Source organism: Nonomuraea marmarensis, from assembly GCF_043197025.1.
GTDB lineage: Bacteria > Actinomycetota > Actinomycetes > Streptosporangiales > Streptosporangiaceae > Nonomuraea > Nonomuraea marmarensis.
On record NZ_JBICRM010000064.1, the window covers coordinates 1 to 23,787 of the forward strand.

At 66.1% G+C, this 23,787-nt stretch carries 16 protein-coding genes; 8 read left to right on the forward strand and 8 right to left on the reverse strand.

Annotated features, from left to right (window positions below; all coding sequences use genetic code 11):
* Nucleotides 1–221 precede the first annotated feature (221 nt).
* From ACFLIM_RS48370 to ACFLIM_RS48380, 3 genes are read right to left on the reverse strand one after another with little or no spacing between them, the layout of a single operon-like run.
* Nucleotides 222–1,211: a tyrosine-type recombinase/integrase gene (locus ACFLIM_RS48370; protein ID WP_393177353.1), complete on the reverse strand. Its 990-nt coding sequence runs from the start codon at nt 1,209–1,211 to the stop codon at nt 222–224.
* Nucleotides 1,208–2,128: a tyrosine-type recombinase/integrase gene (locus ACFLIM_RS48375; protein ID WP_393177355.1), complete on the reverse strand. Its 921-nt coding sequence runs from the start codon at nt 2,126–2,128 to the stop codon at nt 1,208–1,210. The genes ACFLIM_RS48370 and ACFLIM_RS48375 overlap by 4 nt, the downstream gene beginning before the upstream one ends.
* Nucleotides 2,125–3,339: a tyrosine-type recombinase/integrase gene (locus ACFLIM_RS48380; RefSeq protein ID WP_393177357.1), complete on the reverse strand. Its 1,215-nt coding sequence runs from the start codon at nt 3,337–3,339 to the stop codon at nt 2,125–2,127. Before ACFLIM_RS48380 ends, ACFLIM_RS48375 begins: the two co-directional genes overlap by 4 nt.
* Nucleotides 3,340–3,541: 202 nt before the next feature.
* Here ACFLIM_RS48380 and ACFLIM_RS48385 point away from each other — a divergent pair, with 202 nt between their 5' ends.
* From ACFLIM_RS48385 to ACFLIM_RS48405, 5 genes are all read left to right on the forward strand, one after another.
* On the forward strand, nt 3,542–3,916 hold the full coding sequence (locus ACFLIM_RS48385; RefSeq protein ID WP_393177359.1) for an ExeA family protein: 375 nt from the start codon (nt 3,542–3,544) through the stop codon (nt 3,914–3,916).
* Nucleotides 3,917–4,221: 305 nt separating this feature from the next.
* A complete protein-coding gene (locus ACFLIM_RS48390) occupies nt 4,222–5,034 on the forward strand; it encodes a helix-turn-helix domain-containing protein (protein WP_393177361.1) in 813 nt (270 codons plus the stop codon).
* A complete protein-coding gene (locus tag ACFLIM_RS48395) occupies nt 5,024–6,106 on the forward strand; it encodes a nuclear transport factor 2 family protein (RefSeq protein ID WP_393177363.1) in 1,083 nt (360 codons plus the stop codon). Before ACFLIM_RS48390 ends, ACFLIM_RS48395 begins: the two co-directional genes overlap by 11 nt.
* Before the next feature lie 163 nt (nt 6,107–6,269).
* Nucleotides 6,270–6,434 carry a hypothetical protein gene (locus tag ACFLIM_RS48400; RefSeq protein WP_393177365.1) on the forward strand — a complete coding sequence of 55 codons (165 nt, stop codon included), beginning with the start codon at nt 6,270–6,272 and terminating at the stop codon, nt 6,432–6,434.
* A 5-nt stretch (nt 6,435–6,439) separates the two neighbouring features.
* The gene (locus ACFLIM_RS48405; protein ID WP_393177367.1) at nt 6,440–7,153 is read left to right on the forward strand and encodes a hypothetical protein; all 714 of its coding nucleotides are present in this window, start codon (nt 6,440–6,442) and stop codon (nt 7,151–7,153) included.
* 124 nt (nt 7,154–7,277) lie between these two features.
* Here ACFLIM_RS48405 and ACFLIM_RS48410 read toward each other — a convergent pair whose 3' ends face one another.
* From ACFLIM_RS48410 to ACFLIM_RS48430, 5 genes are all read right to left on the reverse strand, one after another.
* Entirely contained in the window at nt 7,278–7,667 is a 390-nt protein-coding gene (locus ACFLIM_RS48410) for a transposase family protein (protein WP_393177369.1), read from the reverse strand.
* 298 nt (nt 7,668–7,965) lie between these two features.
* A complete protein-coding gene (locus ACFLIM_RS48415) occupies nt 7,966–8,808 on the reverse strand; it encodes an alpha/beta fold hydrolase (RefSeq protein ID WP_393177371.1) in 843 nt (280 codons plus the stop codon).
* 364 nt (nt 8,809–9,172) lie between these two features.
* On the reverse strand, nt 9,173–15,316 hold the full coding sequence (locus ACFLIM_RS48420; protein WP_393177373.1) for an RHS repeat domain-containing protein: 6,144 nt from the start codon (nt 15,314–15,316) through the stop codon (nt 9,173–9,175).
* A 91-nt stretch (nt 15,317–15,407) separates the two neighbouring features.
* Entirely contained in the window at nt 15,408–19,412 is a 4,005-nt protein-coding gene (locus ACFLIM_RS48425) for a LamG domain-containing protein (protein WP_393177375.1), read from the reverse strand.
* Nucleotides 19,413–20,111: 699 nt separating this feature from the next.
* A complete protein-coding gene (locus ACFLIM_RS48430; RefSeq protein WP_393177377.1) occupies nt 20,112–20,774 on the reverse strand; it encodes an LmbU family transcriptional regulator in 663 nt (220 codons plus the stop codon).
* 590 nt (nt 20,775–21,364) lie between these two features.
* Between ACFLIM_RS48430 and ACFLIM_RS48435 the strand changes: the two genes are divergently transcribed.
* From ACFLIM_RS48435 to ACFLIM_RS48445, 3 genes are all read left to right on the forward strand, one after another.
* Entirely contained in the window at nt 21,365–22,162 is a 798-nt protein-coding gene (locus tag ACFLIM_RS48435; protein ID WP_393177379.1) for an SDR family oxidoreductase, read from the forward strand.
* A gap of 362 nt (nt 22,163–22,524) precedes the next feature.
* The gene (locus ACFLIM_RS48440) at nt 22,525–22,695 is read left to right on the forward strand and encodes a hypothetical protein (protein ID WP_393177381.1); all 171 of its coding nucleotides are present in this window, start codon (nt 22,525–22,527) and stop codon (nt 22,693–22,695) included.
* A 308-nt stretch (nt 22,696–23,003) separates the two neighbouring features.
* Nucleotides 23,004–23,303, forward strand: coding sequence for a hypothetical protein (locus ACFLIM_RS48445; RefSeq protein WP_393177383.1), 300 nt, complete (start codon nt 23,004–23,006; stop codon nt 23,301–23,303).
* The last annotated feature ends 484 nt before the right edge of the window (nt 23,304–23,787 follow it).

The following is a 23,787-nucleotide window of genomic DNA, read 5'->3' on the forward strand; positions in this document are numbered from 1 at the left end:
GCATCTGGCCACCCTCATCCCCCAGGCCGCCGACATCCTCGCCGGCGAACACGCCGAACGCGGACGCACCCCCGTCCTCATCCTGGACGAAGCACACCTGCTCAACCACGCCCAGCTGGATGCGCTGAGGATGATGACCTTATGCCGGGACCGCGATTATGCCGGTGGTCGCCAGGAATGCCCTGGCGACCGCGTTCACGTGTGTCCGGAGAGCGGCATAATCACAGGCCCTCCAGGAACGCGAGGAGCTTGTCGGGCGGCCGGTATCTGCCTGTCTTCGTCGTCGGCGACGAGGTCCGGGCCAGCGCCTTTTCCTTGAGTTTGAGGTCGGCGTGGATATACGGCTGTGTTGATCGCGGGCTCTCGTGCCCGAGCCAGAGAGCGATGGTGACGGGGTCGACCCCGGCATGCAGCAGGGCCATGGCGGCGGTATGACGAAGCGTGTGCGGGGTGACGTGCTTGTCCCGAATGGATGGGCAGCCGGTTGCTGCGGTCGCAGCGTGCCGTTCGACCAAGTCCTGGACGGCGTCGGAGGACAGATGCCGTCCGGTCCTGGTCGGGAAGAGCGGGTCGGTTGGGTCGCTGGGCTGCTCGCGGAGCCAACTGCGGATCACGGCGGCGACGTTCGCGGTGAGCGGGGTGATCCGGTCTTTTCGTCCCTTGCCATGGCAGCGGACGTTCGGCCCGGTCCCGGTCTGAACGTCGCTGCGGGTCAGGCCGGTGAGCTCGGTGACCCGCAACCCGGTCTGGGCGGCGAGGGCCAGGAGCGCGTGGTCGCGGCGGCCGTGCCACGTTCGAGTATCCGGGGCGGCGATCAGCGCCGCGGTCTCGGCGGCGGTGAGGTAGGAGACCGAACGCCAGCCGTGCTTCTTGGCGGGAATCGCGAGAACCCGGGCGATGGAGCCGGCGTGTTCGGGGTGGCGTAGGGCGGCGAACTTGAAGAACGATCGGATCGCTGCCAGCCTCGCGTTGCGGGTCCGGGCGGTGTTGCCCCGGTCCTGTTCCAGGTGGGTGAGGAAGCCGCTGACCAGGGCGACGTCGAGGGCGGCGATGTCGATCGCGGCGGGAGCGGTGCCGGTCTTCTCCAGGGCGTAGCCGAGCAACAGCCGCCAGGTGTCGCGGTAGGAGCCGATGGTGCGGGGGCTGGCTTGCCGCTGGCCCTGCAGGTACTGGGTGAAGAACGCCTCCAGCGTCGGGGCGAGGGCCGTCATCGCTCGGCCTCGGTATTCTCCAGCCGCTGCGCGGCCAGCGTGAGCAGCTCGGGGACGGCATGCAGATACCAGTAGGTCGAGACAGGGCTCACATGCCCGAGATAGGCAGACAGCAGCGGCATCCTGGCAGCGGCGTCGCCGCCGTCGCGATACCAGCCGGCCAGCGTCCGGACAGCGAACGTGTGCCTCAGGTCATGAATTCTCGGAGGGTTCACGGCGCCTGCGCCGGTCCCGGTCACGGCGATGATCCGGCGGAACTCAGCCTCGGCATAGTGCCCCAGCAGCCTGGTCCCGTAGGCGGAGATGAACAACGCCGGCGCTGCCGGCACCGGGCGCAGTGCCCGGCGCCGTTCCCGGTAGTCCCGCAGCGCGGCGACGACGGTCACATCGACCGGGATGCGCCGGGACTTGCCGAACTTGGAGTCGCGGATCGTGATCACCGCGTCGTCCAGGTCGACGTCGGCGTCATCCAGCCGGGTTGCCTCGCTGAGCCGCATGCCGGTGGAGGCGATCAGCCCGAACAGGGCGGGATAGGTGACGGCGGGCAGGTGCCAGCGGTGCTGCCCGGCCGCCGCGAGCAGCGTACTGATCTCCTCGCGGGTGAAGATGTAGGGTTCGTGCCGGTTCCGGCGGGCATCCAGCAATCCGGCCGGCGGAATCTCGGCCGCAGGATCGGACGCGGCGAGGTAGCGGGCGAACCCGCGGGCCGCGTCCAGCCGCGCTTTCCACCGGTGCGGATGGGCGTCCTGCGGCAGCATCGCCCACTCGACGGCCGCTGCCGTCGTCACCGTCGCCAGCCCCGCGTCGGCCAGGTAGTCGGCGAGGCCGTTCAGCAGCAGCCCGTACTTCTCCATCTTGAAGCCCATCGCCCGTCGCAGGGCGAGATAGTCGCGGACCTGGCCGCGGAGTCCGGTCATGACGCTGCCTGCGGCCAGGGGGCCGTCACGGGGCCGAGTTCTTCGGGGTCGATGGTGCCGTAACGGGATGTCGTGCCTTCATGCTGGTGGCGCAGCAGCTGGCTGATCTCCGATAGCGGAGCCCCGGCCCGCCGCATCGCGGTCGCGGCGGCGTGCCGCAGCTGGTGCGCGCTGGCCGGCTCCAGCCCGGCCCGCAGACAGGCGCGTTCCACGATATAGCCGACCGTTGATGAGGTGATCGGCCCGTATGGGGCACGGGCGTGCAGGAACAGCATCTCGCTGGCAGCGTCCGTCCGGCGGGCGTGGCGGCAGTAGTCCGCGATCGCCGCGCCGACGTCGGGTGGCAGCGGGAGCCGCTCGTCGTGTCCGCCCTTGCCGCGGACCAGGATCTCCCCGGCCCGCCAGTCGATATCGCCGATGCGGGCCGCGGCGGCTTCCCCGGCCCGCAGTCCGAGCCGGGAAAGGAGCATGAGGATGGCGTAATCGCGACGGCCAGGGTGCGTGCTGCGGTCGCAGGAGGCGAGGATCGCGGCCACGTCGTCGGGATGGATCCGGCGGGTCAGCGGTGGCCGGTGCCAGCCCGCCGCCGCGGGAGCGGCCCCGTCCATCGGGTCGGGGATGCGGCCCCGCAGGTGCAGGAACCGCAATAGCGAGCGGATCGCGGTCACCATGTTCTTCAACGACCCGGTCCCGCGCCGTCTGCTCTCTGCGATCACGAACGACCGGACGGTATCCGCCGTCAGCCCGGCCAGGATGTCGTTGCCTGCGGGCATCGAGTCCAGGAACCGCCGCGCTGCCGCGGCATAAAGCGCCACGGTCTGTGGCCGCAGGCCGCGCTCGTCAGCGAGGTAACCGGCGAACTCGGCTACCAAGATCCCGGCTTGGTCGTCTGGCCCTGTCACCGTCGGAGGCGGGGCGACTCCAGCGCCGCGGAGGAAGACCAGGAGGGTGGCAAGGCTCCGCATGCTGCGGAATCGTGCCCGGCCCCTGGACCGTCGGTCCTTCAGGAAGGCTGACGCGTTTGCGTCCGTCAGGCCGGAGGTGTGCAGTCCGTGCTGATCGAGCCATCTGCTGACGTCCGCGAGCAGGTGCAGGTAGAACATCTGGGACCACGGCGAGAACCCCTGGGCGGCCAGCGCCTCCCGGAACCCGTCGGCATGCGAGGTCAGCGGCCCGGCAACTTTGACTTGAGAAGGACCACGAGCAACCACAACAGCTCCTCTCCTTCGGCGCCCTTCCGGGCACTGCCGTCACGAGAGTCACTCACTGTGCCCGTCAAATCACTCATGGGAACCGTCGGAATTATGCCGAGGCAGTTGGCCCGCGAGACTCTTGTGGAACCGGGCAGTTCATGCGGGTCCCCGGCATAATCGCGGTCCCGGCATAAGGTCATTTATCCCGGGATCGGGATAAATGACCAACCACGAGCTCGACAGCCGCCAGCCCTTCGCGCTGCTCCTGCTCGGCCAGCCCACCCTCCGCCGCATGATCAAGCTGGGTGTTCTCGCAGCGCTCGACCAGCGGATCTCAGTGAGATACCCGATGGCCGGCATGACAACGGAGGAGACCAGCAGCTACATCCGCCACCACCTACAGCTCGCAGGCCGTCAAGATCCGCTCTTTTCGGACGACGCCATCGCACTCATCCACGAGTCGGCCCGCGGCAAACCCCGCACCGTCAACAACCTGGCCATCCAAGCCCTGCTCGCCTCCTTCGCCGCGGGCAAGGCCATCGTCGACGAAAGCGCCGCCCGCTCCGCAGTCACCGAGGTGATCTCTACAGAGTGAGCACCACCGCGACAGCGTGTCCCTCAAGGCCTCGCCCCTCACCGACCGGGCGGGGCCTTCGCACGTCCCCCAACCTCCTCGTCAACGACGCACTCATGGACACGACGAACGTCGCGCAACAAGGGGTGTCTTCAATACCTCGACCGTCGACGTCAGTAGGAGACGGGAGAGAAGGGCTGCGCCATCTTTGGCAGTATTGACTCATGTCGTCCGATGTGGGTGCTCAAGCCCCGTTGTCGCCCCGCAGCGCGATCGCGTTCCGGCGGGCTGCGGATCGGGAGCAGGTCCCGGCGCACGCTGAGGCGGTGCTGGAGGTGACCAGTAGCGGGCTGGATTGGGATGGGATCGCGGTCGAGGGCGGGCGGATGCCGGGCTGGGACGTGCGCGATCTGGTCGTCGAGGATCACATGATCGCGTTGAACCTGGACACCCAGCCGCTGATGTTCGAGCGGGTGGAGGGCGGCCGCACCCGTACGGTCGTCATGCCGCCGGGCTCGGTCTGGGTGAACCCGGCGGGCGAGCCAATCACTCACCGGATCCGGGCGCACTCCCATTTCCTGAACCTCACCATGGCACCCGCGCAGCTGTCCCGCCTGACCGGCCAGGACGGTGCCAGGCTGCGCGGGGCCTTGGGGGAGATGAACCCGCAACTGACCGCGTTGATGAGCGCGGTCTCGGCCGAGGCAGGGCAAGCAGGACGGCATGGACGGCCGCTCCTGGACACCCTGGCGCTGGGGGTGGCGACGCTGCTACGCGGCGACTTCTCACCCGTGCAGGTGGTCCGGGAGCCGTCCGGGCCGCTGAGTCCTCGCCAGATCAAGACAGTCACGGAGCTGATGCGGGCGCGGCTGACGGAGGGGGTGTCGGTGGCCGAGTTGGCCTCGACCGTCGGTTACAGCCCTGACCATTTCGCTCGCTGTTTTCGCCAGAGCATGGGCCAAACCCCGCACCGCCACTTGACACGCCTGCGCGTGGAGGAGGCACGCAGGTTGCTGTTGGGCACCGACCAGCCGGTGAGCGAAATCGCCGCGGCGACGGGCTTTGCCGATCATGCGCACCTGACCCGTACGCTGCGTCGGGTCCTCAACATGACCCCCAGCGCGCTGCGTGGACGGTGAGCACGGAAACGTTCAAGCCCGCCTACCGGGCACGTACAAGCTTCCGCGGCGCCTGCGGCGGCAAGCTGATCTCGCACCTGAACAAGTCGTGATTCAGGGAGAGATCAGCATGAACGACAGCACGAACCCGGCGTCGGCGATCAGAGATGCGGGTACCGACGCGGGATGGGCTGGGCGGCATCTCCGGTCTGCCGTGAGCGATCCCGCTGCGGAGGAACGCGCCATTATCGCGGTGGTCGATCAAGTCGCCACCGCCGCCGACCACCGCGACTGGGCGGCGTGCCGGGCCGCCTTCACCGACACCGTCGCACTGGATCACGACTCCGGCCATCTCGCCGACATGGTGGCGGCCGATGACGTGATCGACGGCTGGCGGCACATCTGGGATGGTTTCTCAGCTACTTTCCACGCCGTCACCAACCACGCCGTCACCCTCGATGGCGATCGTGCCCGCTGCCGTTCCCACGTCCAGGCCCTGCACATTGCTGTCGGCGTGACCACCGGCGACAACGCCTACACCACCTACGGCTTCTACGACGACCACCTGGTCCGCACCGCTGGCGGATGGAAGATCAGCGCCCGTGAGTATCGGCAGATCTTCGAGACCGGCAACAAGGAGATCTTCATGAATCCGACCCAGGACGTCCGCTCCCGCAACGTCTCCGCCGTGCACACGTACTTCCGGCTGCAACAGGAGCAAGACCTCGACACCTGGATCAGCCTGTGGGCCGAGGACGGGGAGCAGGCCATCCCGTACGCCCCCACCGGCTTTCCCAAGCTGGTTGCCGGACGCTCCAGCCTGGATGAGATCTATCGTGGCCTGTTCGCCGGTTACGCCAAGCTCGCCATCCTCGACCTGCAGGTTGACGCCCTGCACGACCCGAACCGGGTACTGGCCCGCTGGCACACGCACGCCGACCTCGCCGACGGCGGGACCTACGACAACGACCTCATCGGCTTGTTCGAGTTCAATGACGACGGCGCGCTACACCGGCTCACCGAATACTTCGACCCCACCGCCTTCGGCGGTGTGACTGCCAGGCGCGGCGCAATGGAAGATGATCTCAGATAGCGCTCGGAGCCTCTCTGTGCGAGTCCTCATGCACGTGATAGTGATGTGTTCTATGTCATAGAAGCGGGCAGGTCTGGGGAGTGAGCTGCGGCGTTCCCCTGTCGAGACGACGGCGACACCTAATGTTCTGTGTCACAGTGGCGAAAGAGGCAGGCGAATGTCGGTGAGTCCGCTTCGGCAGCCCGACTCGGGCGGCATCCACGGCCTGCCGCTCGCCGCGGCCGTCGAGCTCTTTCTGGATCGCCACGCCGCCACCGCGACGACGTACGCCACCTACCGCGATACCCTCACCCGCCTGCTGCAGTCGGCCGACCCGCGACCTCGGTAGGGGAGTTGACCTCGGATCTGCTGGCCCTGGTGATGGCCCGCTGGCAGCACGCCGCACTGGCCACCTGGAACAAGCACCTGGCCGCCTTGCGCTCCTTCACTGCGCACGCCCGGCGTCAGCGCTGGCTGGAGCCCGACCCCGCTCAACTCCTGGAACGCCGCAAGACCAGTCGACGCGATGATCGGGCCAGCCCGGCCGCACGCCTGGACAAACTCTTCCGCGACGATCGCAATGGACTGCGTGAGCGCACGTTGCGGCGGATGCTGTACGACACCGCCGCCCACGCCAGCGAGGTCCTCACCCTCGACATCGAGGATCTGGACCTAGAGTTCCGTCGCGCCCGCACCACCAGCAAGGGCGGCACGGTCGAATACCTGTACTGGGCCACCGCTACCGCCCGCCTGCTGCTCCGGCTCCTGGCGGGCCGCACCAGCGGTCCGCTCTTCCTGGCAGACCGCCGCTCACCCTCGGGAGGTCGGCGTGCCCGCGCCATGGCCGACATCGACCCGGCCACCAGCCGAGGCCGACTGTCCTACCCGCGGGCGTGCTTGCCTGGACGGCCCGGCTGGTTATCTTTACCGCATGGCGCAGCGGTCGGAGACGAGCCCGGCGACGGCGCGGGCGGTGGGGGCGTAGTTCTCGCGGCGGCCAATCCAGCGCTGCTGGGTTCTCCACTGCTTGGGTTCGGCGATGGCGTGTTCGACACAGATCCGCTGTGAGGACTGGACCTTGCGCGCAGCCTCCCACGCCGTGATCTCCTCGGGTGCTGCATCCTTGCCGGGCTTCTTAGGCGGGGCGGTGACCTGGTCGGGGAAGTCGCGGGCCAGCCCCTGGTAGCTGGAGTCAACCTTGGCCTTTACATCGGGATGAAGCCACAGAAGGTGCTCGATCCCTTCGGTATTCGGTACGCAGTGCGGTGACATCGTGCATCCGGCCGGGCCGGAAGGCGCCCTGCCACAGCAGCCGACCAGCGTCGTCGCTGATGACGGTGGACTTGCAGGTGTTCTGCTTCTTCTTCCCCGACACGAACGCCCGCCGTCCCGGCTTGTGCGCCGCCGGCCGCCTCACCTGGACCTCGGTGCCATCGATACGCAACTCCACGCCCTCGGCGTAGGCGAACACGTCCGCCAGCGTGTGCAACCGGACGCCCGGGCGGCCAGGCACCGCGAACCCTCGCTGCTCGAGCAATGGCCGGATCTCATGGACAGAGCGGGTGACGGTCGAGCGGTCCACACCGCACAGGACGGCCAGGGCGGCGTGCGGAAGCTGGAACGCATGATGACCAGCGTCGCGATGACCCGGTCCACGAACGGCAACCGGTGATTGGGCCCGGCGCCCTCAGCGCGCAACCGGTCCCGGCCACCACGCCGCTCCCGCAGCGCCGACTCCTGCCGAGCCAACCACGGATCAGCGAGTTCCGATCAACCCACCCAGATGTTCCCTGGAGATCCCGGTCAATACGGGATGGGACAGGGCGGCACGGTTGATGATCGTCACAAATCATGCATCCTGCCGCCCACCTACGACACTTTCAGGCGCTGTTGGGCAGCGAGGTCTCCAGGAATCTCCCGACCGCCTCGGCAAAGGCGTTCGGAGCGGTGACCCAGGGATAGTGAGCTCCAGGCAGCACGATGCTGGTCCCGCCTGGGAAGATCCCGGCAAGCTCGGCCGCGTGCGCGGGCAGAGGCCCCGGGTCCTGCTCTCCCGCGATCACCAAGACCGGCGCGGTGACCTTCGCCAGGCTCGCGCGGGTCTCCTCGGGCGCGGGCATGCTGGTGTAGAAACGCTCGGCCGCCTCTATCGAGCGTTCGGCAAACTGTGTGGCGTGTGCTTCGGCTGTTTCGTTCCAAGGACTGTAGAAGAACGGTTGCGCCCGCAGGCGCCGGCTCTCGTCGCCCGCGTCCCACGCCTTGAGGTCTGGCAGCCTGCTCCCATACCAACGCTCATCAGCTCGGCTCTCGATCTGGGCGTACCACTGCTCGGTCATCTCGATCCCCACCGGCTGCACGCTTGGCGTGACCAGTACCAGGTGCCCTATCCGCTCGGGATACCGGGCCGCATACAGCAACGCCAGCCCTCCAGCCGCCGAATGCCCGAGCAAGTCCATCTGCTCGAACCCCAGATGCACACGCAGTGCCTCGACATCCGCCACCATCCGGTCCATCGCATACGTGGCCGGATTTACTGGCGCCTCGGATTCGCCTGTCCCTCGATTGTCCAGCAAGATGAGCCGACGCTGGGCCGCCAGGCCGCCGAGATCCCCCAAATACCCTGAGGACCGTCCCGGCCCGCCCGGCAAGCAGACCAGTGTCGGCCCTTCTCCCCTCTCATGGCAGACGAGCACGGTCCTGTCGTATGAAGCGAAACTGATCATGCCCCCATCCTCGCATCGGACATGGCCCGGTCACCAAGAGCCGTCACGATCTCGATCTCCAGTCCAGAGCCAGAACCCACAACCGCCTGCAACCCCTCCCCGCTACCGCGCACCAACTCGTTAACATCGATCCCACCCGGCCACGCTGGCTCTCCACATGATCCACTGGCGTAGCCAGCGCAGCATTCACCTACACGCGAAGAACGGGCCTAGCATGACCCGCCGAGATCCTAGAGGACGTGGGCCAGGCTCAGCGACCGCCTGATCATCCAGACCGCCGGGTGCGGCCGAGGTAGACACCTTCCTCAGCCGCACCCGTGCATTACACCCTAGATCTGATGCCTGTCACGACTGCCGCTCGCTCTCATGACGAGGAGGGAGCTGTGAATGGCCTCGTAATAGTAAAACCATGCCAGACAGTCGCTGCGAGACTGCGCGGGAGAGCACCGCCCATGTCCCATAGAATGCCTGTAGCGCCTTTAAAGACTCTAAATTTACCTAGCGCATTATATGCCTTCGCACCCTTATTCCAGATTCGACTCGCAAGACGAGTCCCTTTCCCCAGCTTAGCAACTCGACCGACTCCGCCAAGTAGAACGGATGTTGCTTGCACCTCGAGCTCGCGCTTCATACCCGCGCGATCACCAGATGCCGCGAATGCGCCGGCGGCCAATAGACCCGCGGTTACAGATATTGCTTGGCATTGTGCGAGTGGGCAGAAACCGGCAACCGTGCTCAGTACGTCGAGTCCGGTTCCGATAGCGTGGATGCGACGCTTGGCCTTGCACCACCACGAGGTGCACGGCTTGGGCTTGGGCCGCGGCGGAGGGACGTAGCGGTAGTGCTTGGTGGTGTCGATGTGGCGGCTCTTATAGCAGGTGCCGAATCCGTGACAGGGGTTGTCGGTCGTGTCGGGGCGGTAGTTGTAGATCGATGGGCTTCCGGGCCGGAAACCGGTGCCCCTTGATTTGTAATCGTTGCGGTTCCAGGTGTCGTAGACGGAGTCTCCGACCGGCATTTCCCCGTCGGGGTCGCTGAGCGTGACAGGGTTGTTGTTGGCGTAGGCGTAGGCGTTGAGCTGCTGCGGATCGTCGGGATCGATCAGCGGGTCGGCCGAGATGAACCGGCCGGTGGCGGGGTCGTATTCGCGGGCGCCCAGGTGCGTGAGACCGGTGGTCGGGTCGGCCGTGCCGCCGACGAAGCCCTTGTCATCGGGCCAGGTGCCATTGACGCTGCCGCGGGCCTGTCCGAAGGGGGTGAGCCGGCGCCGGACCGCCACTTGGGTGTTAGCGTCGACGGCTTCCTCGGCGGTGCCGTGGTAGTCGGCAGCGAGGAATTGCACCCGAGAGGGGGTACGCATCGCCACGGCCTGACCGTTGAATTCGTAGTATCGCGTGCCGGTGACCGCGCCTGTGGCCCTGTCCAGTCGCAGTTCCATGTCGTCCAGGTACAGCGTCGTACCGGTCGCGTCCCGGCGTAGCAACCGGTCGCCGTCGACGTCGTAATCGAATGACGTGTCGCCGGATTTGCTGTCGCTGACCCTGGCCAGATTGCCCTCGACGTCCCAGGCCAGGGTCTGTGTCGTGGAGCCGGTCTGGCGGCCGGTGCTGTTGCCGGCCGCGTCGTAGCCATAATTCTCGGTGTGCGCGCCGGCACCGGTCTGGGTGACGCCGATCAGCCGGTGTGCGGCCCCGTAGGTATAGGTGCGGGAGGCCGACACGGTGCCGTCGAGGTTGTGCTGGTTGTCTGTCAAGCGGCTGCCGGCTGCGTCATAGCGGAAGGACTGCCAGTACGGCGCCGGCCCGCCGAGTGCGTGCGTCGGGTCAGCGGCACAGGTGGCTGTCGGCTGAGCCCACGCCTCGGTGAGTCGGCGCAGATAGTCGTAGCGGAAGCACTGATTGTCCACACCATCACGGGAAGTGTCCTTGATCTGGGCGACGTTGCCCGCGTCGTCGTAGGAGTAGACCGCGTCCATGTCCACGCCGGCGACATCCTGATGGTCCACGCGGAACTCCGCCAGCCGCTGCGTCCCTTGTTCATAGCCGTAGTGCAGGTATGTGGCCTTGCCGCCCGTCGACAAGTCGTACTGCAGCGGTTTGCCGGTGAGTGAGTAGTCGGTGTCGGTGACATACGTGGACAGCGCACTGGAGAGTTTCAGCGGACGCTGGAGATCCTCGCCGTCGTAGGTGATGCCAACCGTCTCGGCGTTCAGCCCGCCACCCGAGGGGTAATTGATGGTTCGGACGGTGTCGTCGAGGTTGTAGGCGGCACCGAAGACGTAGCTGCCAGCCAGGTCCTCCTCGCCGGTCACCGATGGGATGGTATAGGTGGTGCGATTCGGCCGGTTGAGATCGTCGTACAAGCTGTAGCTGACGGTGTACGCCCCGTCGCTCGACAAACGCGTCTCGGTGGCCGGTTGACCCTTGCGGGCGGTGTCATAGGTCCACTCGGCCAGCTTCGGGCCCGAGGTGGAGGTGTCGAACTCGACGGTTTTGCGGCCGAGCGCGTCGTAGGTGAAGACTAGCTTCTTGTTTCGTGCGTCCTCGGTCGAAACGACTTGATCAAGATCATCGTAGTCGATCTTGGTGACGCCGACGTCCGGGTCGGAGCTTCGAATCTTGCGGCCACGCAGATCGTAGCCGTAACTCCACGTGTTACCACCGGGACCGACGACCGTCTTCAGCTGCCCGGCGGGAGTGTAGGCGTAGGTGGTGGAGTCATATGCACCCGTCGGCCCGTCACTCTTGTACTGGCGCAACTCGACTGTCTGCCCACGCGCGTCGGTGATGGTGGTCGTCGGAGTGTTGCCCGCAGGGGGATCGACGTTGACGCGGTCCCCGCCATAGGTCGTGGTCGTCCGCCACTTCTCGGTGGAGTCACCGCTGCCGACCAGCAGCCGCTCGTTCGTGACACGGCCGAGCCCGTCGTAGGCGTAGGCGTACTGCGTCTCCACATCACCCGGCTTGTCGACACCGAACAGCGCGGTCGACGGAGCCCCGCCGGCGTAATACACGTCGTAAGTGCGGGACACCTTGCCCTGCGGGTCATAGAAGGTATCGGTGATGAGCCGACCGCCGCCCGGTCCTTCCGCCTGCGTCTGCCGGGACCGCAACAGCCCATCGAACAACTCATACGACGTGCTCTGCCCGCCCGCGGCGGTCAGCGTCTTGGTGGCGACCGCGACTGGTCGGCTATCGGCAATGCCGTAGACGTACTCCTCGTTCGGGGTCTGGCTGATCGTACGGTTGGGCAGCCACACCTTCGTCAGCCGCCCGAGGCCGTCATACGCCAGGTGGGTGACCTTGTCTCCCTCATCGGTCTTGGCCGTCGCAACCCCGTACGCCGGGTCGAGCACCTGTGACGTCGTCAGCGACGTAGGCGTCCCGTTGACCGGCACCTGCGGTAAGGTCACCTTCACGCCCGTGTTCAACCCGGATGTGTCGGTGTAGGCGGTGGTCGTGGTGTTGCGACCGGCGTCGGTCGAGGTCAGCACGCGGCCGTAGGCATCGTAGGTGTTCTGGCTCTGTCTGAGGTACGACACCGTCGTCCCGGACGCCGACGCCGCCTCATCGGTCCTGGTGACATCACCCTTGACGGGCGCCGCGCCGAACGCGCCGCCGTCGTAGTACGTCCGGGTGTCGGAGATGAGCTGGGCGGACAGGTCGGCGGGAGTCTTGTCGCACGACAACGCGATCGTGCGCTTCTCGCTGGGGTAGTTCATCAGCCACGCACCGGTATTGCGCGCATACGACGTGATGGTGCATCGATCGTCGGCGGCGGTGGAGATATCGCCGAGATCGTTCACCTGCGTGGGCAGCCCGGTCGTGGTGTCGTGTTCGGTGGTCTGCTTGGTCTCGCGCCACCCACCGCCGCTCAACGCGGCCAGCGATCGCGACGTTTGCACCTCCGATAGGTTCGCCGTCAGCGTGCCCCACGGGCGCGTGATCGAGGCGGTTTGCTGGTGCCACGGCGAATTGACGGTCTTGTCGACCACCGAGCCACCCGGCCGGTCGTAGTTCACGGTGCGAACCTCGATGCCCTGGAGCGAGTCGTGATCAGGGTACGGGCCGCCCTCCCCATCGGAGATCGTCACCTTCTTGGTTCCGCCCGAGGTGTTGAGCCGGTCGCCGTCCATGCCTCGGAAGTAGAAATTATCGGTCTGCGAACGCATGTCGTTCCAGCCGCCGGAGGTCACCACGACCTTGCCGTAGCCGCGCCATTGCGACCAGGTCTTGTTCTTCTCCTTGGTCAGGCCGTCGTCGTCGTCGAAATGCCAGGCAGCCCCGCCCTGGTAGTCGTAATTGGTGACCTGGTCCGGTGCCCCGCCGGTCCGGTCGGTGAGGATCACTTGAGTGGCAACGTACTTGTGGAACCAGTCCCGGATCGGCGCGTCGTGCCCGGCCGGCTGCCAATACACCGGGTAGCAGCGACGCGTGTTCGTCTCCGGTGTTGGCAGGTCCCCTGGCTTGCAGTCCTCGGCCGAATAGTTGATGTCGATGATCCCGCCGTACTCGTCGTTCACCGAGCCCAGCCGGTATCGGATGAAGGGGGGAATGTCGTCATACAACTTGTCCACCCGGTTGGCGAGTGCCACATAGGTGAAGGTCACCGGAGGGAGGTTCACCGGCGCCTGGCCTTTCGGATCACCGGTATGCTTGATCGAGATCAGTCGCAGATCCCGGTCGATGTCGGCAAGGCCCCAGTCGTGGCCCATCGCCCACGACTCCACGTCCCGGTACGTGCTGCCGTCGCTGTTCAGGATCTGGGTGGTTACCGAGGTCAGCCGCCTACGCGTCCAGAATGTCGGGGAGATGACGCCGGCCAGAGTGCACCCGGAGGTGCAGTTCTGGTCCCACGGGACGTCCTGCCAGTAGTCGGGGTGGTCACCGATCTTGGCCGCTTCGCAATCGGAGGTGGTGCCGCGGATGCACCGCTCCGACACCCCGAAGTCGACCCTTGCCGGGGCCTTGGCGAGCAGGTTGTCCGACCGCAGCCCGTATTCGATGTGATCGAGGGTGCCGCCGCGCTCGTAGGAGGTATCGCTGTCGGGCCCGACGTCACGTGCGTATTTGTTGGTCTCCGGGGTGTAGTAGTAGACGATCGCATTGCTGTGCGGATCCACGACGTAGTCAAGGTTCCACCGCCAGGCCTGCCGACACCAGGAGTCGGCGAACCCGCTCGATTTGTAACAGGGCTCACCGGAGTTGTTGCCGAACACCGGCACCGTCCAGGTCGACTTGGTCTCCGGCTTGCCCGACACCCTGTTCTGGCCGAAGAAGTACTGCGTGCCGTCGACCGTGGTCACCTTCCAGTACTCCCCGTCGGGGTCGCCGTTGGCGGCACCGGTAAGCTTCTCGATCTTGGTGCCATCGTCGTCCTCGAGCCGCCATGTGTTGCCCCCGGCCGGGATCAACTGTCCGCCCTTGCCGTTCCAGGTGATGGTGGCGTTGTCATACGCCCAGCACAGGTCACCCGGGTCGATGCCGTGATTCTGCGGCGCCCCGTCGTCGGCGCACCCTTTGTAACTGCGTTCGATGAAGCCAGGCCACAGATCGAAGCCCTCGCCGACCCACGACGGCTGGCCGTTGCCGTTGGAGGTACGCCCGTCGACGCTGCTCGACGAGTACGACACGGCCACTTGCGGCGTCAGCCCGCCCGGCACCGGCGGCACCTCGATCGGATAGGACCAGGAGAAGTCGCCCGTGCTGGTGCCGGACTTCCACGTCGCCGACGGGGACAGCGACGTCGCCCGGTAGTCCCCCGACGTTCCCGACGGCGCCGCGGTCGCCGCCAGCACGGTCGCGCTCGCGGCTGTGGCATCGATGTCGGCCGTAAGCGTCTGGGCATGGGAGTCGTTGACGGCCGCGACCGGCGTGGCCACCCGGCATTCGCCACGTTCGGGCGTGGTGAGCGCGCAGGAGGGCAGTTGTTCCAGGTGCAGCCGAGAGCCGTACGAACCGCCGTACGCCTGCGCGAACCTCGAGTAGTCGAGTCGCACCCCGACCCGGCCCGGCGCCGCGCTTCCGTCCGCGCGGGTCACGGACAACACCAAGCCGTCCACGTCCGCGCGCTTGGCCGCCGCCTGATCCAGCAGCTCCACTCGCACCTCGCCGGGGGTCTGGTCCTGCGCCGGTCCGGGGCGTTGGCCCGCCGGGGCGCCCACCCATACCGGCAGACCATCGGCATGCCCCATGGTGCCGCGGGCGGTGGGGACGGCCACCTGCGCGGAGCCAGATCCAGGCCATGCCGCCTCGTCCGGCACGTCCCCACTCCGTGCGTCGGAGTCGGTCTTGCGGGGCCGGGTCTTAAGGTCACGCCCTTTTACCGGATGCTCGGTGTCGTGCACCGTTGGCCGATCGGCGCCCGGATCGGTCTGAGCGGACGCTGGCACCACCATCGGCCCCAGCAATATAAAGGCCAGGAAATTCGCGACCCACAGTAATCCACGACCTGACTGACCTCGTGCCGCGTACGCGACGCGACCGCGGCTGCCACCCTGGGACGTCATTTGTTCCTCCACCGCATTTGACACCCGCCTCGCGGGCAGAAGTTGACGAGAAATCAGGATGGGAGCGAACCCCCGGGGCTGCGCCGTCCTGTCAGGACGGTCTGGTGGGCAGTTCCTCGCCCGTACCGGTGAGGCCCTGGATCTGCTCTTCGTTCAGTGCGCCGGAGAAGGCCCATACGTCGTCGAGCGCACCGGGCCAGTACTCGCCCCAGACACCGTTCGTCTTGGAACGGCCCAGTTGGAGGCCGCCTGTCGCGTTGAAGCCGACCGTGTTCAACCGGTAGGACTCCCGGCTGCCGTCTTCGACCTGCTCCAGTTGCCCATTGACGTAGAGCCGCATCTCATCCTGGAACGCGTCGTAGACGATCGCGATGTGATCCCATTCCAGGGCCGACTGGAAGCTTGAGTGATCCGCCTTCTGCGTGCTCGCCCCGGAGGTGTCCGCCGTCGGCATCTCGATCTCGTATCCGCCGAGGCCGCCAACGGCGCTCGGCGAATATCGCAGCGTGAAGCCGCTGTTGACCGAGCCCGCCTGGCTGAACACGGCAGTGTTGGCGGTGGGCCGACCGGCCGTGATCACCCATCCGGCCACCGTGAAGCTTTCGTTCGTGGACACCACGGGGCCGGTCGTGGCCGCGTAGTCCCCGGCTCCGTCCAGCACCAGCGCGCCCGGCGGCGATCCGAACAACCCCGCGGCCCCGTCGACATGCGCGTCTCCCCCGAACGCCACCAGGTGGCCCAGCCCCGAGTCGTCGGCGCCGTCGGTGTTCAGCTTCCAGCGCCCCGCGACCACGGGGTGCTGGAGGAACAGGTCGCTGACCTCGGTCGCGGAAACCACACGGTCGAATACCCGCACATCGTCGATGTCACCGGCGAAGAAGTCGACATTGGCGCCGTTTGCCTTGGCCCGTCCGATCGCCATGGACCCGTTTTCCTTTGCCCAGGGCACGGAGATCGCCTTGACGCCCTGCAGGACGCCGTTGACATAGAGCTGTACCTGTTTTGTCGCCGTATCGTAAACCCCGACCACATGCGCCCATTCACCCAGCGCCGGCGGCTTGGCCGACAGCGCGCGAACGCCGCCCGCCGACATCGACCAACGGTCGTCCGCCTGGGAGTACTGCAGGAAGAACGCGCTGTTGGTGGGGCCGTCCTGGCTGACCAAGGTCTGCCAGCCCCAGGCGGTCTTGTTGTTCATGCGCACCCAGGCCGACACCGTGAAGCTCTGGCTCGCGTTCACGACCGGCGACGCGGTCTGCGCGTAACCCGTCGTCCCGTCCAAGCGCATCGCCGAACCGTCCTGACCTGGTACGCCGAGGGTGACGCCGCCGCGTACCGACGCGGACACGTCGTTCGGGTCGCCGTAGACCCGGCGCTCGCCCGCGGACTCGTCGAGCGTCCAGTGCGCCATCGCCGCCGTACCGCTGGGGTTCCTGTTCGCGGCCAGGGCTTGAGCATCCGTGTCGGAGATGGCCCGGCCGAAGACCTTGATGTCATCGACATCGCCTGGCCAATAGTTGTGATAGGCGCCGTCGAAAAGACTGCGGCCGATCTGCAATCCACCGCCCGCATTCCAGGCGGTAACGTTGCTGGCGACGGAGTTGGGTTGCCCATTCACATACAGCTTCAGCTGCTTGGCTGCGCCGTCGTAAACCCCGATCAGATGCGTCCACGTGTTCAGCTGAGCCGTGGAGGTCGACACCGCGCTGCTCCATGTGCCGTCACCAGCAACGTCGGCGGCGGGCATCTTGAACACCAGTTTGCCCGTGGGGTTGACGCCCAACTGGAAGCCACTCTGCAGGACGCCGTCCTGGGCGAGCACGTTGTACATCCCGACCGAGCGCAGCCGGGTCCAGGCCGAGATGGTGAAGCTCTGGCCGGTGTTCACCACCGGCAGGCTGGTCGAACCGTAGCCAGTGGCGCCGTCGAGACTCAGCGCCGTGCCAACGGCTCCCGTGCCGCCCAGGGTGGCCCCGCCCGTGAGGTCGGCCGCGATACCGGGTGTCGTACCCGCCACGGTGGTCGATCCACCCGATTCATCGAACTTCCATGCCGCCGTTGGCGCCGACCCGGCCTTTACCCGGAAGTAGTAGATCTCGGTCTGGCTGACGTTCCCCGCGGAGTCGAAGGCCTTGGCGGTGAGAAAGAACAGACCGGCCTGGGAGGGCATAAGGCTGATAGTGACCGGAGCCCCGCCGGTCGTGGCCCGCTCGTTGGCCGGGATCGGGTCCCCGTTGATCCCGTACCAGTACCTCGTCACATCGGTGGCCGCCGAGTCGAGGGTGAAGGTGCCGTACCTCCCGACTCCGTCATGCCATAGGTCGTTTTCGTTGACCGGATCAGATCTGGGATAGCGCCCGTCGGCGGAGGCGATCGCCGGGCCCGCGGGCACGGTGGCGTCGTATTTGAAATAACAGCTGGTGGCATTGCCCGAGTAGCTCCACGGGCTCCACGCCGTACCATCCGACACCCGCACCTGCCAGTGCAACTGAACGTTCTGCGGTATCACGGGCCCGCCGGATGCGCCGAGATTGACGCTGAAGACGTTGGTGCCGCCGGATGCCTTCGGGCCGATAGTGGGCGAGGTCCAACTGCCACCGTCCCAGCCGACGAAGAACTGCGCGGACACCCTGTCGCCGTCGGCGTCGGTCAGCCCCTTTGCGTAGAGGGTGGGCTTCTTGTTCACCCATGGTTGCTTCGACGGGTCCACGCAGGCACCGCCCGGGCTCATCGACAGCTGGCTCATCTTCGGTTGATAAGGGGCACGATTATAGTTCACCCGCAAAGCGGCGTCGTCGGCGAACCGCTTCCAATAGGCCATGGTCGATTCGGAGCCGGCCTTGAGCCCGAACGCGGTGGACGACCATTTGCCCGCGGCCGCCTCCACCACCGCAGCCTTGGCGTTGAACTCGACCGGTGTGGATGAGCAGTACGAGACGTACCGGCTGTCCAGGCGCTCCCGCCAGGAGTCGGACGTGGAATTCCACGTGGACGAGGACGAGAAGCTGTAGGTCCGCCAGAGTTCGACTTCACGGTCCGCCGAGCAGTCGTAGGCGAACGTCTCCCACGCGGTGAACTGGGCGCTCAGGATCGTCTTTCCGGCGAAATAAGCCGTCGGGATGCGGAAGAAGATTCGCTTGGTCTGGCTCTTGACGCAGGAGCCGTCCTTGTTGACGTCGCAGTAGCCCACGCCCTCGGTGGATTTGCCGCTGAACTTGTAATACGACTGCGAGGGATAACCGCTCGACACCATCGCCCAGGCCGATTCGGTCTCCGTACGCCAGGCCGGGTCGATGTACACCGGCCATTTGGTGTCGGCGGCCGTCAGTAGGCTTTGATCCGGCTCCAGCGTCACCTTGCCGGCGCTGACGCTGGTCCTGACGCCGACGACCTTCGACCCGTCCAGCGGACCGTCGGTTGGATCCACTGCGTTCGCGGTGGCTCCGGCCACGCTGGCCGGCGATGCGAGCGACGCCCCGGCCGAGTCCCACATCAGTGGTTGCGGCGCCGCGAACACCGCGCCGCCGGAGCCCGCGTCAACGGCGGTCAACTGCCCCTGCCCGTCGGCCTGCACCCGCAAGCCGGACGTGCCGAGTGACAGACCGAGACTGGTCAACAGCGGGTTCCGCGCGGCTTGGGACGTCTTCACCACCACGAGAGATGTCACGCCGTCGGGCTCGGCCCGTAACTTCAGGTCGATGCCGGCGGCCACTTCGGAATACGTCGCGGTATCGCCGCTCAGCGACGGGACCGGAAGTGTACCGGGCCAGGTGAGCGATAACTCGCGGCCCGCACGCGCGATCCGAATCATTGGGCCGGTTCCGCCGCCGGACAGTCGCAGCCCCTCCGCCGACGCCACCGGTGCGACCTCCCCCGACCCGAGGCGCCGTAACGTGGTATCGATCGCGACCCAGCGCCCCTGCTGACGCGTACGTACCGGCCGCACGTGTTGCACCGCCGTGAATGTGCCGTCGGGCTCGGCATAGATCTCGCGGGTCTCCCCGCGCAACGCCCCGACCTCCACCGCGCCGCCGCTTTGCCGCGCGGCGTTCAACGCCTGCGACTCCGTCGTCTGCACCGGCGCGTCCGCAGCCACGCTATCCGCAGTTGCGTGGTTCCCCACAACGTTGGGGATGGTGGAAATGAACATCGTAACGACAACCAGGGCAACCAGTGACCCTAAAGTGCGTCGGCATGCCAAAGAAAGCCTCACGGCCCTCGCACCTTTCCCAACGAAGTGACGGGCCGTGCGAGGCGATTCTCGCACACGGCCGAACGCTAATATCTAAGACAGACGAGGGGATCTTGCATCCATCGCAAGGTCGGTGTCAATAGCCCGCTAACGGACTCGGTTTGGGTGTCCTAATGCGGGCCAATACAGCTCAGCCAACGTGAGAAAATTAACGATTATTTCCGATAATCCGGAAACTTTTAACAAGGGGCCGGATACAACCGGACCGGATCGGACACCAACGGTATTGCTTGGTGCCGAAACGCTGGATCACAGCAATCGCATCGCGTGCCCGCCACTCAGGCCGGAACCTCGTATGAGACCGGTTGGAAGCCGGCCACGAAGATCGGTGCCAGCACCAGCTCCGACTCGCGGCGTCCGGTGCCAACGATGGCTGCGGCTGTGCCAACTTGCGTCGACGAGGTCGATCACGCCAAGACGTCGGGTCGGTGAACGGATCCTTGAGCGGCTCCACCGATCCTCGGCCATAGGTGAAGGGGCAGGCTCCGCCCGCCCCTCGAGCGGACACCTACCGGCACCCACCAAATACTCTCATTGACCAATTCATGATGACCCCAGATCCGACGGGCCGATATTCCTTGCGTGTCTGGAAGCCACGGCTGCAGCGGCTTCATCAAGGACAGAGTTAATCCATTCGTTGAGCTCGAGATTAGCGTCCTGGGCAGCTAGCGTCCAACTCGTCCGCTGCTCAGATGTTATCTCCACATTCAACCGCATCCGCGGCGAGGCGGAGCTCTCGAGAGTTGCTTGGCGCGTAGCCTTGAGTTGCTCACGCAACGCATTCCTCGACCAGGAGAAATGTTCGGCACGGTCGAGCCATAGATCCTGCTCGACTTCAGATAGAGCTGCGACTTCAACATGATGCTGAATACTCAGCTTGTCGCGGCGCCTATGCATTTCGAACCGACGTGCGATCCACGCGTAGTTGCGCAACGTCTGATAGTCAAGGCCGGTCTCATCGATGGCCTGTCGATAGCGTTCTGGATACCTTTCTTGGCCGTAGACCAGCCAGTCTCCCAGCCACCAGCCCGAAGCATCATGAATGACGCCAATCTCACGGCCAATCAGGCGCCATTCATCGAGCGTGGTATCAGAGGCAAGGAAGAGACCTACACGTTTCGTCGTCGCTTTACCGTCAATCGATAGGCGCCTAGTACGATTCGGGCCTGAGGAGCCATTCGAACCATGCGCCCCTCGTACCTCCACGGTTGCTCCCTGTACCATTCTGTTACTCACCTTCAACGGGTAACGCGTTGCTTCACAGTACGAAACTGTGGCGCTGAGGGTAAGCTCCCGGACGCAACCGGACTGGACCGGACACTGTTGGACGCAATCGCCAAGCTCAGGTGCCCACCGCCGCCATCCGGCGTCGAGTCCCGAGTCAACTGTGATCCCTGCGCAGCGACCGCCACGCCCGCTGTCTCGCTGGCGAGACACGTCGTAAACGCGGGGAAGGCGTGACAGACGGGTGGCAACGAATGCCTCGACCCAGGCTATATTTAGCAATATGCACTAGCTTCCAGATAGAGTGCGACGTGGGGCAGGTCGTTGGCGGACAAGTGGACGCGACAGCATAACTGAGCCGATGCGCAGCCCATCCGGATAGTTCGTTCTGAAGAGGCTCTCTGCCGTCTTTGAGATCGCCTTGCTGTCCAGCAGGAATTCGCTTGCACAGAGGGCACTTGTTGTAGTTGCATACGCTCTCTAACGCGTAGGCAGGGTATGTGAAAGCTAGGGCAGGAACGGTATTCGAGGCACTCGCGCAGCGTTTAAAGTGATATAAGAGGTGTGCTGTTATGGAGACTGACACTCAGCTTGCGGGACGTACCGCGGTGGTGACGGGCGCCAGTCGCGGCATCGGCTTGGCAACTGTCGCTGCGCTCGCCTCTGAAGGGGTACGAGTAGTCGGCGCGGCGCGGACCGTGACGCCCGAGTTGCGAGAAACCGGTGCCATCGTCGTTCCGATGGACCTGGCGGCACCTGACGGCCCAAGCCAACTTATTGAGCGGGCAACCAGCGAACTCGCTGAGGACCTCGACATCCTCGTCAATAACGCGGGTGGCGGCGCCGATAGCCATGGGGTCACGCAAGGGTTCCTCGGTTTCGAAGACGGCGACTGGCAGTCCTGGTTCGACCTGAATTTCCTCGTTGCCGTGCGCACGACGCGCGCTGCGCTTCCCAGTCTGCTCCGCAGGCGTGGCAGCGTTGTCAACATCTCCTCGAACGTCGCCCGGATGCCGCACGCCGGCCCCGTCCCGTACACCACGGCAAAAGCAGCCCTCACCGCGCTGGGAAAGGCGCTCGCGGAGGAGTTCGGGCCGCAGGGCATACGCGTGAACACGGTTTCCCCCGGGCCAGTACGGACATCGATGTGGGAGGCGCCAGACGGCTTCGGCGCCGACTTGGCCAAGGAGCAGGGTATTTCGCAGGACGAACTACTGGCGGCGCTACCTGCTCACATGGGGATGACGACAGGCCGGCTCATTCAGCCCTCGGAGGTCGCCTCGCTCGTGACGTACCTTGTCTCGCCACAGGCCTCAAGTTTCAACGGCGCGGACCTGATAATCGACGGCGGCGCCATCAAAACCGTCTAATGATCAGAACTGCGCTGCGGTGGCGTGGCAAGGTTACGCCGGACAGGATGCGGCAAGGCATATCCGAGGATCGGCGGTGCTCTGGGGAGTATCGGTGGACGTTGAATGTCGAGGCGCGCAGGCTGTGTTGGGGTTCGTGGCTCAGCTCACACAGCAGGTCACGCCGATCGGCACGGTGCTCGTCGTCAACGGGGCCCACCGGGTCGCTCGCGCGCCGGGCTGACAGCCGCGCTTTCTCCGTCGGCGCCGGGGCGGCGCGGCGGGTGCACGGCTGGCTCGTCGACCAGCGCGGCTCGGGCGGCTTTCACGTTGCGGCCTGCTGGACCTGACGGGCGAGGCCCGGAGCCGGAGCTCCCGCCTGGGTGCTTATCGCGCTCGCGTGGATCGCCGGTGCCAGCCTGCCGCCGGTATCGATGGCGATGCGCATCGCTTGGGCCCGGCGGATGCCCGAAGGGCACCCCACGGCGGCGTACAGTCTGGTCTTCCTGGTGCAGGAGGTAGCCATCTTCACCGGCCCCTCCTGTTTGGCCTGATTGTCGCGATCGCAGTGACGGCGATCGCGGCCGGAGCCGGCACGCTCGGCCTCACGCTGCCCATGCGCGCCACCCGGCCCCACCACACCATCGTGTTCACATCCAGCGGCGTGCTCCGCGACCGCCGGATGTGAACTAGCGGTCGTCACGCTGGTCGGCGGCGTTATCGGCTCCCTCGAGGTCAGACTGCCCACGCTGGCGTCCGAGCATGGGCTGCTGGCAGTGAGCGGACCGCTGCTCGCCGCACTCTCGCTGGGCGGCATCCTTGGTGCACTTATGTACGGTCGTCTGCCACCGGCGGTCGGTTCGTGGTGCTTCTGGCCGTGGCCACGGCGGTGGCGCCGACCTCGCTGCTCGGTGATCTGTGCCTGGTCGGCGCGATGCTCTTCGTCGCCACGTTCGCCCTCAACCCGGCGATGACGACATCCTCGGTGCTCGTCGACGAACTGGCCGTGCCTCCGGCCGAGGCATTCGGCTGGCTGTCGGCGCGGGTGGGGCCGTCGGCAGCTCACTCGCCGGCCTCGAGGCCGAGTACGTTGGGCCGGCCCGTGCACTGCTGCTTCCGTCCTTGCTCGCGGTCTTCGGCGCGGCCCTCGCGATGCTGCTGACCCCGCCGACCGGCTGAGGCAAGCCGGACGGGTGGATGATGCCGCGTGGCCGGAAGTAGCCTACGCGGCGAAGGAGTCTGCCTCGCCGAACGCCGAGCGTCATTGACGCGTAGTGAGATGTGGTTCCGCGGTGCCACCGGGCGATCAATTCCGGGTCGGGCCGACGCCTCCCCTGAACGCGGCGCCTGCACTATGCAAGGGCGGATATCGATCTGGGCTATGGCGACCCGGGCCGAGATGGTTGCCCTTGGGTGGCTGGCGTGCTCTTATCCCAGTCTGAGGCTAGGGCGTCTGGCCTGGGACGCTGCGCTGCCCTCGGTCGGTAGAGTCGGTTTGACGCTTTACTGGGGCCTGATTGGGATTGGTTGATGGACATCGGGTCGCTGCCGACGGTTGTGGGTGTAGAGGACGCTGCTGGTTTTGTGGAGCGGTTGAACCAGTTGCGGGTGTGGGCGGGCCGCCCTTCGTTTCGGCGTCTGACGGC

Excerpts from the sequence above, each read along its gene's own strand:
- ACFLIM_RS48435 (WP_393177379.1), top strand. The coding sequence starts at position 21,365 with ATGGAGACTGACACTCAGCTTGCGGGACGTACCGCGGTGGTGACGGGC.
- ACFLIM_RS48370 (WP_393177353.1), bottom strand. The coding sequence starts at position 1,211 with ATGACGGCCCTCGCCCCGACGCTGGAGGCGTTCTTCACCCAGTACCTG.
- ACFLIM_RS48415 (WP_393177371.1), bottom strand. The coding sequence starts at position 8,808 with ATGATCAGTTTCGCTTCATACGACAGGACCGTGCTCGTCTGCCATGAG.
- ACFLIM_RS48375 (WP_393177355.1), bottom strand. The coding sequence starts at position 2,128 with ATGACCGGACTCCGCGGCCAGGTCCGCGACTATCTCGCCCTGCGACGG.
- ACFLIM_RS48385 (WP_393177359.1), top strand. The coding sequence starts at position 3,542 with ATGACCAACCACGAGCTCGACAGCCGCCAGCCCTTCGCGCTGCTCCTG.
- ACFLIM_RS48420 (WP_393177373.1), bottom strand. The coding sequence starts at position 15,316 with ATGACGTCCCAGGGTGGCAGCCGCGGTCGCGTCGCGTACGCGGCACGA.